The following is a 7539-nucleotide window of genomic DNA, read 5'->3' on the forward strand; positions in this document are numbered from 1 at the left end:
AGCGGCGTGAGCTATCTACGTACTTCAGCTCCGGCCGCGGCCGGAGCTGAAGTCGTGGCGCGAAAACACGCGGCGGACTCCGGCGACGGCGCGGGCGAAGCGATTGCGCATAGTTCGACTCCTTTCGGTCGGTGTCGGTGGGCCGAGGATGCTGAGGGGTACGAGCGACGGCGTGCCGTCGAGGTACTTGTCTCCGATGGCCAGGAGTCGGGCGGCGGTGAGTAGTGCGTCCTTGTGCTCACGGGATTTAAGGCAGACGGCGAACCAGCACTCGGAGTCGGTGGCCAGCCGGAACCGTTTGCCCTCGCGCTTGGTGCGCTCGCGGAACCCTTTGGCCAGGGCGTCCAGCTCGGCTTCGGAGTCAGCAGCCACCTTCCGCAGAAGTCAACGCTGTTGGTCAGCCTCCGCGATCGATACCTGGTCGGGGAGTGTGCGCGTTGTCGTGGTTGGGGTTCGAGTCGGATCGGGTGTCAAGCGCTCCGGCGGTGGCGGTCGCGCGGTTGGCTGGCGGAGAACTGGGACCACAAGCTTCACAACGGCGACTCATCCGGATTATGCGGGCCATGCGGTAGAAGGGGGGATGGACACGTCATCGCCGTCACCCTGCGGTCCCGAAGCCGAGGTGAACCCGCCATCACTCCGGGTGATCAGCGTCGGTCTCATAGATAACGACCCGATGATCCTGGGCAGTGCCGGTTCCTGGCTGGCCGGCCACGATCCGGGTATCGAGGTTCGTCACGTCGCCGCCGGTGTGGCCGGGTACCTGGCCCTCGACCCCTCTGACGACGTCGTCCTGCTGGACCTCGAACTCGGTGACGGCACGCGGTTCGTGGACAACGTTGAGCGGCTCGCGCAGCGTGGGGACAAGGTGCTGCTGCTGTCGGTGCACGCTCAGCAGCGCTTCAAGGTGGACGCGGTCCGCGCGGGGGCGGTCGGATACCACGTCAAGGACGGGGACCGCCGGTCGCTGGTGCGCGCGATCCGGGACATCGTCGCCGGCCGGTACGCGCTCGACCAGGAGCTGGCGTTCGCGATCAGCCGCGACCGCACGCCCGGCCGTCCCCGGCTGTCCGGCCGGGAGGCGGAGGTGGTCAAGCTGCGCGGGCGCGCTGTGCCGATGAAGGTCATCGCCGAGCGGCTGGGTATCGGGGAGCGCACCGCGTACAGCTATCTGGAGCGGGTCAAAGCCAAGTACCGGGACGCGGGCACGCCGGTCAGCACCGTGGCCGACCTCCAGGAGCGGCTACGAGAGGAAGGCGGTCTGTGAAATGACGGTGGAATCATCGTCAACGGACCGCCTCTGAGGCGGGCATGCTTGCCGCCATGCACACCACAGGAGTCGAGGACCAGGTCAAAGCCTGGTTGCTGCGCGCGTTGACGCTGCTGTGGGCGGCGCAGGCACTGCCGTGGGGCGTGCTTCTGCTCTGGCCCGGTTCGGAGTCTTCACGCGCTCCCGCATCAGTCGTGGCGAGCTACCTGGTCTACCTGGTGTGGGCCGGCGTCCTGCTGTGGTGGCTGGGCACGCGATCCGAGGTCGGCGCGGTGCCGATCGCCGTCGCCGTCGTTGTGATGACCGGGGCCGAGCTGCTGGTCGGCTTCGCGCTGCCGCCCGAGGCCGTCGCGAGCTGGCAGAATTGGACGCCGCCGCCCTCCACCGGCGTGGCCGTGCTGGCTCAGGTCTACTGCGGCTACCGGTGGGGGACCGCCGCCGTGGCCGTTCTCGGCGGGAGCTACCTGGCGACCGGGCTGCGCGGCCGGGGCCTGGAGCAGGCCGGCGCGCTGCTCGGCGTCACCGGCCAGCTCGTAGTGTTCACCTTCGCGGCAGGACTGGTGGCCGCCAAGCTGATCGAGACCGCGCGCCGGGCCGACACCGAAGCGGAGGGCGCCTTACAGGCGCGCGAAGCTGAGGCCCGCACGCGGGAACGCGTCCGCCAGTACGACTTGCTTCACACCAACGTGCTGACCACGTTGACGGTCGTGTCCCGCCAAGAGTGTCTGTCACCGCAGATCCGGGCGAAGTGCGAGCGCGACGCCCGCTACCTGCGCGCGGTCGCCCACACCGTCACCGCCGACGCGGCGCCTGAACTCGACGCCGCGCTGGCTGAAGCGGTGTTCCTGCAAGGCGCGCACGACCTGGACGTTCATTACAGCTCCGACAGGCTGCCCGACGCGCTGGGGCCGGAGGCGGTCGAGGCCGTCGCCCACGCGGTGACCGAGGCGTTGAACAACGTTGCCAAGCACGCCGGCACGGCGGAGGCGTGGGTCGTGGCCACCGGCGAGGAGGGCGGCGAGCTGGCGGTGACCGTCACCGACCACGGCTGTGGCTTCGACCCGGCCACCACACCGACCGGTACCGGCCTGTCCTACTCACTCCCGGCGCGGTTGGCCGAGGTGGGCGGGACCGTCACGGTCGAGAGCCACCCCGGCAGCGGCACGATCGTGGAAATCCGGCTGCCGCTCTGCCCGACCACCCCATCACCTGGAGGTACCACCGTGACAGCACCGGCCGGTGACCAGGGCAACGCGACCGAGGTCGCGGCGCTGGGATCGCTGTACCAGGCGGAGCGATCCGAGAACGTAACCCTGCTCAACATCAACATCGCGCTGCTGGGCGCGGTGGTGGCCTACGCGGCAGCGTCGGTGGCGTTCCTGGACAAGGTGCCTCAACTGCCAAGGCTGGCTGCGGCGCTGGTGCCCATCCCGCTGTGGCTGGGGATGCTGTACAGCACGCTGCTGGTGGCGTTGCAGGGCAGGCGCGGAGCATCAGCTTTGGTCGTGGAGGATGCGCTATTCCGGCAGACCGGCATGGCCTTGGGCCTTCGTGACAGGATCGGTTCCAAAGCCGGGGAGTACGTGGTCAACCCAGGCGTCGCGCCGTGGCCGTACCGGATCCTGCTCGGGGTCGTCTATCTGGTGCCGTGGGGACTGGTGGGTCTCTACACCAGCTACATGCTGGTCAACTACGTGAAGTCCGGGGCGACGTTGTACTGGTCGGCGGGCGGGTACGCGCTACTGTTAGGTGTGGCCGGCGCGGCCTACATCCGTGCTTTCCGCGACTCGCCCAAGGTCACACCATCCCCGTGACCGGGCGGCGGAACTGCGTCGAACCTCAGGACCACATCGCAGGGCGGGGTCAACACGCAAACAGCAGGTCACGTCGTGATCATCGCTTAGCGCTGGTCTTCGTTCCCATGTTCCTTCGCCGCGAGTAGCCCGGAACCTGCTGCCGGGGCAGCGGTCAAGCTACTCGACCGGCAGCGGGCGGATCAGTCGTCCAGGTCGTCGTGAGCGGTCACTGTCGATCCCCAGCCAGCGAGGCGGCCACGAGGGCGCGGTGCGGTGCTGATCCGGTTCAGATCCCGTGTGCTCATGCCGAACCACGGGTTCGGGCCCGGAACGACGTGCCAACATCACCAGCACCAGGGGGTCTGCCCCAACGGGCGAGCTCCTCCGGATCGACGGCAACCTGTTCATGCAAGGAGCTGCCATTACCGGCTCCGGAGAGCTCGGCGCGATCCGGTTGTCCGGCCATGCCGCACTCGGCGGCAAACCACCTGCCAGCCGCGTCCCCAACCTCACGGGTCAGTACACCTAGGCAGGATCTGGGCAAGCTGCGAAGCATTACGTGTCAGCAGTCGGAGGGTAAAGCCCCGGTGTTCGTCGCTTCAGGCCAGGACGGCAGCGCTGCCGCTACCCAGTTCGATCCCACTCCTGAAGCAGTCAGGAGTGCAACGCTCACGAAAAGCGTCATGTGACCACCTCCTCGACGCTCACTGTCTGCCCGTTTGGCACTGATGTGGGAGGCGACGTAAGTGAAAAGCAGGATGATCGCTACCGCGATCAGGTACGCATAGATAGAACCCAGCCCGAGGACACCCTCGCCTCAAGCGACGAACACCTTCATTATACCAACAGGTACCAACAGGCGCACCGACCGAACCCAGGCCCGGTCAGCCCTCTGTTTGGTGCGGGACCAAGCCCGCCCGATTCGCCGACCACCTCGACTACTACGACGAAAGCTGGCGCCCGTGAGCGACGAGACCACCGAAGGCCCGAAGTGCTCGAAGTGCGGCCAGAACTCGCCCGGCGAGAGCGGCATCTCCTGCAGCCGCTGCTTCGACGTCATCGACCAGACCAGGTTGCCGGGAGCAGTGGTCGACGACTTCGAACGCCGGCAGCTGATCGCCGAAGCCGTCGGCGCCCAACGGTCATGACCTTCTGGCAGGTGGTCGGCTGCGCGGCGATCGTCGGGGTCCTGTGTCTCGCCATACGCAGCAAGGTCGGCGGCCGCGTCGCGCTGCTGGCGTGGCTCGTGTGCACGCCCATCATGGCGTTGTTCGTGTGGTTCGCGATGGTCGACGACGAGCTGCACGACCCCGGTCCGTTCCAAGACCCAACCGACTTCGAGGTGCGTCCGTGAAGAACCTGCTCGACCGCGTCGGCCGCCGCGGCCCGATCGTCATGGCCGTCTCCGGCGTGATCCTCGGCCTGTCGCTGCAGCCGTTCATCGGCACCGACGGCTGGGCTGGCCTCGGCCAGTGGGTCGGCGGGCTCGGCGCCCTGTTCGCCGCGTGGGCCGCACTGCGGATCGCGAAGGAAGAAGCGGGACGAGAAAACCAACGGGAAGTCGATCGCCTAAGAACTCAGGCGTACTACGTCGTCGCGGAGATCACGCTGGGGTCGGCGCCGCAGGGGTTCCACGTGCGCGTGACGAATGAGTCTACGGACCCGGTCCTCGATATTCGGGTTGTCGGACTGGTGCGAGATGCCGCGGCTAGGGATCAGGTGCTGTTCTGCAAGCCGGACGGCGAACCGCCGGATGTGTTGCTACCGGGGCAGCCGTGGGAGACGTGGTTGACGCCGTCGGCTTTCGAGGTCGACAGCGACATGATCGGCAGATGGGTCGACGCGAAAGTGTTACTCAGATTCCGTGATCTTGCTCGGAGCCGGTGGGAGCGGATCGGCCGTCGTCCGCCCGTCACCGACGAGTCGGCGCAATCGTGACGCACACTGTGTCCACCGCCGGTCCGGACGGTGTCGTCGGCGGATTCGGTGGTGCTCGACATCGTGGCGACCTCCCTGGTGCCGTTGCTGCGGTGCCCCGTGGCGAAGCTGAAAAAAGCATCCCGGTGGTGGTTTGCGTGGTCATCGGAATGCGGGCGTGTTCGAGCGCGGTGAGAGCGTGCAGCTACGGTCGGAGAGCCGCCAGCTGTGACTCTCGATGCGATCATTGGGGGCGCCAGCGCTCGCGATCAGCGCTGTTTGCAGGCCGCCTTGAGTAGCTGGTTTCGTGTCGACAGTGGGCTAGAAGCGACGGCCTGTGCGTCTCCGATGGGACTCCGTTGCCGAAGTAGTGTCTGACATTGGGCGACACCTCACGACACCGCAAAACTGGCTCGTCGATAACCCCGCCGGCGCCGCTGACCCGGGCGAAGCCGTCGATCAGGTCGTCGGCTCGATCGGTGCTGACGCACCGGCCGGCTACGTCCGCTCCGCCGCGCGCGGCGAGGAGGTCGAGTTCATCCTCGATGCGTTTCAGGCTCGCCTGGCCGCGGTCGCAGGTCAGGCCGAGAACTGGACCGCAGCGTTCAACGAGTTCGAATCTGCCGACGCCGTTGCCCTCTTGACTGTCTACAAGAGCAAAGGTCTCGAGTACCACACGGTCTTCTTCCTCGGCCTCGACGATGACCAGTGGTGGGCGTACGCCCGTGATCGGGAGGAGTCGACGTCGGCGTTCTTCGTCGGGCTGTCCCGGGCTGCGCACCGGCTGATCTTCACGACCGCCTAGACCTATACCCAGCGCATCACGGAGCTGTTCGAGATGCTGCGGGCGGCGGGAGTGCCTGAGCATCACTGGTGACGTGAAGCGCTTCGTCTCGGGCTGACCGGTCACGCGGGTTCATGCTCCGCGGTTCCTGCGACGATGAGAGCCGCAGCCCAGCCGCACGGAGCGCCGCCACGACGGTCTGGGCCGCGTTTTGCCGCTGGGATGACATAGTCACTGTTATCGGCGACGGGCTGGCCGACCTCGAAGCTTCAGTGCGTCCCGATACGGTCGATGACTATGACGTCCCATCCAGCTGCGATCAGGAGTTCCCTGCCGGGCCCAATTGCTGCAGCGCCGATCAGGTGGGTGACGTTATTGCGATGGACCTCGCGTCAACTCCAAGATCCGCCGACTGGATTACCTGCCCAACGTTGCTTGACACGGCACTAGATTTCGAGTGATCCTGTTCGGGCCTTCAATTTCTTCCATCGCCGACTATTCCACCACGGGTCCTTGGAGCTCAGATATCTGTACGACGTTCTCGCCAGCCACTCGAAATCCACCCATTGATCCTGCACTTGAATTTGTGAACGTCGTTGCTCGACAAGGGGCTCCAGGATTCGGTATGCTCGGACGGCTCTGATGCCCCAGTAGTCGACAAAGGCGCGCTTGTGAGCGTAGCTGTTTTTGATAACAAATCCCATGAGGGAAAGCTGATGACACACCTGTTCGGCGTGGCGGATCTCCTCTCTTGACCAGGTGGATACCGGTTTTCGCGATAGCCCTTTCAGGCCTTGGCGTGCCGTCTTGCTGTCGTCGTCCCAAAACTTGCTTAACATCTCTACCATCAACGCGCCGTGAGACGCTCTTCGTGCAACTAGCACCTGAACCGAAGAGACTCCGGCTGCTACAACTGCGATGACTGCTAAAAATGCTTGCATGGTAGATCTCCAGCGATCCGTATTAGAGTTGCAAGTGTAACGCTACCCGAGTGAGCATGGCCTGAATAGGGTCCATTTCAAACAGGGTGTGCGCCTGTTTGACGACGGGCGACTTAGGATACGGCTTCCGAGTCGGTTGGCGAGTTGGGGCTGCCGAGGAGTCAGGTTCAGTTTCAGGGATATCGACCTGCTTGGCAGTTCTGAACAGGTAGGCGTCTCGGCTTTGTTTTCGGTTCGTTGTCGCTTCGACGGCCATTAATCTCATGCATAATGACTCTTATGCATGAGTGGCACGGCGCGCGCCGAGTCATGCCTATGTTCGATAACTCGTGGTATGCGTTGTCGTCGGACGTAAGGGTCAACTTCAAACTGGGCAACGTTGCTAACGGCACAGAGTTTTTGGCGGTGCCGAGTCGCATTGGATCGTTAGCCGTGCTCGTACCCCGCGGGATCAGTGTGTCGCAAGGCGGTCGAACACGATGATGTCCCAACCGGCCGCGATCATGAGCTCTCCGCTGGGTCCGAACGCTGCGGCGCTGATCCCGCGGAAGTCGAATACGGCGACCTCGTCGCCGGTGGCGAGGTCCCAGACCCGCGCGGCGTCGTCATGTCCGGCGGTGACTGCCAAAGGGCGGCCGTGGAGCGTGCTGCAGGCCATAGCCTCGATCGGGCCGGGGTGGCCAGTGATGGTGGTGAGCTGTTCGCCGGTGGCGAGGTCCCAGACCTGCGCGGTGCTGTCGGAGCTGGCGGTGACGGCGACGGGGCGGTCGTTGAGGCTGGTGCAGGTCACCGCCTGCACCGGACCGGTGTGGCCGGTGAAGGTGGTGAGCT

General features: G+C 65.4%; 9 protein-coding genes. 6 read left to right on the forward strand and 3 right to left on the reverse strand.

Annotation, left to right across the window (positions count from 1 at the left end; all coding sequences use genetic code 11):
* Window positions 1–24 precede the first annotated feature (24 nt).
* Window positions 25–372, reverse strand: coding sequence for a hypothetical protein (locus tag ACFVYA_RS48680; RefSeq protein ID WP_387055313.1), 348 nt, complete (start codon window positions 370–372; stop codon window positions 25–27).
* A gap of 208 nt (window positions 373–580) precedes the next feature.
* On the opposite strand from ACFVYA_RS48680, the gene ACFVYA_RS48685 reads away from it, so the two are divergent.
* The 6 genes from ACFVYA_RS48685 (at window position 581) to ACFVYA_RS48710 (ending at window position 5788) form a co-directional block, all read left to right on the forward strand.
* Window positions 581–1267: a response regulator gene (locus ACFVYA_RS48685; protein WP_387055315.1), complete on the forward strand. Its 687-nt coding sequence runs from the start codon at window positions 581–583 to the stop codon at window positions 1265–1267.
* Between the two features lie 56 nt (window positions 1268–1323).
* Window positions 1324–3084, forward strand: coding sequence for a sensor histidine kinase (locus ACFVYA_RS48690; RefSeq protein ID WP_387055317.1), 1761 nt, complete (start codon window positions 1324–1326; stop codon window positions 3082–3084).
* Window positions 3085–4028: 944 nt separating this feature from the next.
* Window positions 4029–4214 (forward strand): hypothetical protein, encoded by a 186-nt coding sequence (locus ACFVYA_RS48695; protein ID WP_387055319.1) that lies wholly within the window; start codon window positions 4029–4031, stop codon window positions 4212–4214.
* Window positions 4211–4420 carry a hypothetical protein gene (locus ACFVYA_RS48700; RefSeq protein ID WP_387055321.1) on the forward strand — a complete coding sequence of 70 codons (210 nt, stop codon included), beginning with the start codon at window positions 4211–4213 and terminating at the stop codon, window positions 4418–4420. The genes ACFVYA_RS48695 and ACFVYA_RS48700 overlap by 4 nt, the downstream gene beginning before the upstream one ends.
* Entirely contained in the window at window positions 4417–5004 is a 588-nt protein-coding gene (locus ACFVYA_RS48705; protein WP_387055323.1) for a hypothetical protein, read from the forward strand. Before ACFVYA_RS48700 ends, ACFVYA_RS48705 begins: the two co-directional genes overlap by 4 nt.
* 349 nt (window positions 5005–5353) lie before the next feature.
* Window positions 5354–5788: a 3'-5' exonuclease gene (locus ACFVYA_RS48710; RefSeq protein ID WP_387055324.1), complete on the forward strand. Its 435-nt coding sequence runs from the start codon at window positions 5354–5356 to the stop codon at window positions 5786–5788.
* A 425-nt stretch (window positions 5789–6213) separates the two neighbouring features.
* On the opposite strand, the gene ACFVYA_RS48715 is transcribed toward ACFVYA_RS48710, so the two are convergent.
* Both ACFVYA_RS48715 and ACFVYA_RS48720 read right to left on the reverse strand, forming a co-directional pair.
* Window positions 6214–6708, reverse strand: coding sequence for a hypothetical protein (locus tag ACFVYA_RS48715; protein WP_387055326.1), 495 nt, complete (start codon window positions 6706–6708; stop codon window positions 6214–6216).
* Window positions 6709–7159: 451 nt separating this feature from the next.
* A partial coding sequence (locus tag ACFVYA_RS48720; RefSeq protein WP_387055328.1) for a hypothetical protein occupies window positions 7160–7539 on the reverse strand: 380 nt, incomplete at its 5' end.

It is taken from the genome of Amycolatopsis sp. NPDC058278, from assembly GCF_042881395.1.
Taxonomy (GTDB): Bacteria; Actinomycetota; Actinomycetes; order Mycobacteriales; family Pseudonocardiaceae; genus Amycolatopsis.

Excerpts from the sequence above, each read along its gene's own strand:
- ACFVYA_RS48685 (WP_387055315.1), top strand. The coding sequence starts at position 581 with ATGGACACGTCATCGCCGTCACCCTGCGGTCCCGAAGCCGAGGTGAAC.
- ACFVYA_RS48690 (WP_387055317.1), top strand. The coding sequence starts at position 1,324 with ATGCACACCACAGGAGTCGAGGACCAGGTCAAAGCCTGGTTGCTGCGC.
- ACFVYA_RS48700 (WP_387055321.1), top strand. The coding sequence starts at position 4,211 with ATGACCTTCTGGCAGGTGGTCGGCTGCGCGGCGATCGTCGGGGTCCTG.
- ACFVYA_RS48715 (WP_387055326.1), bottom strand. The coding sequence starts at position 6,708 with ATGCAAGCATTTTTAGCAGTCATCGCAGTTGTAGCAGCCGGAGTCTCT.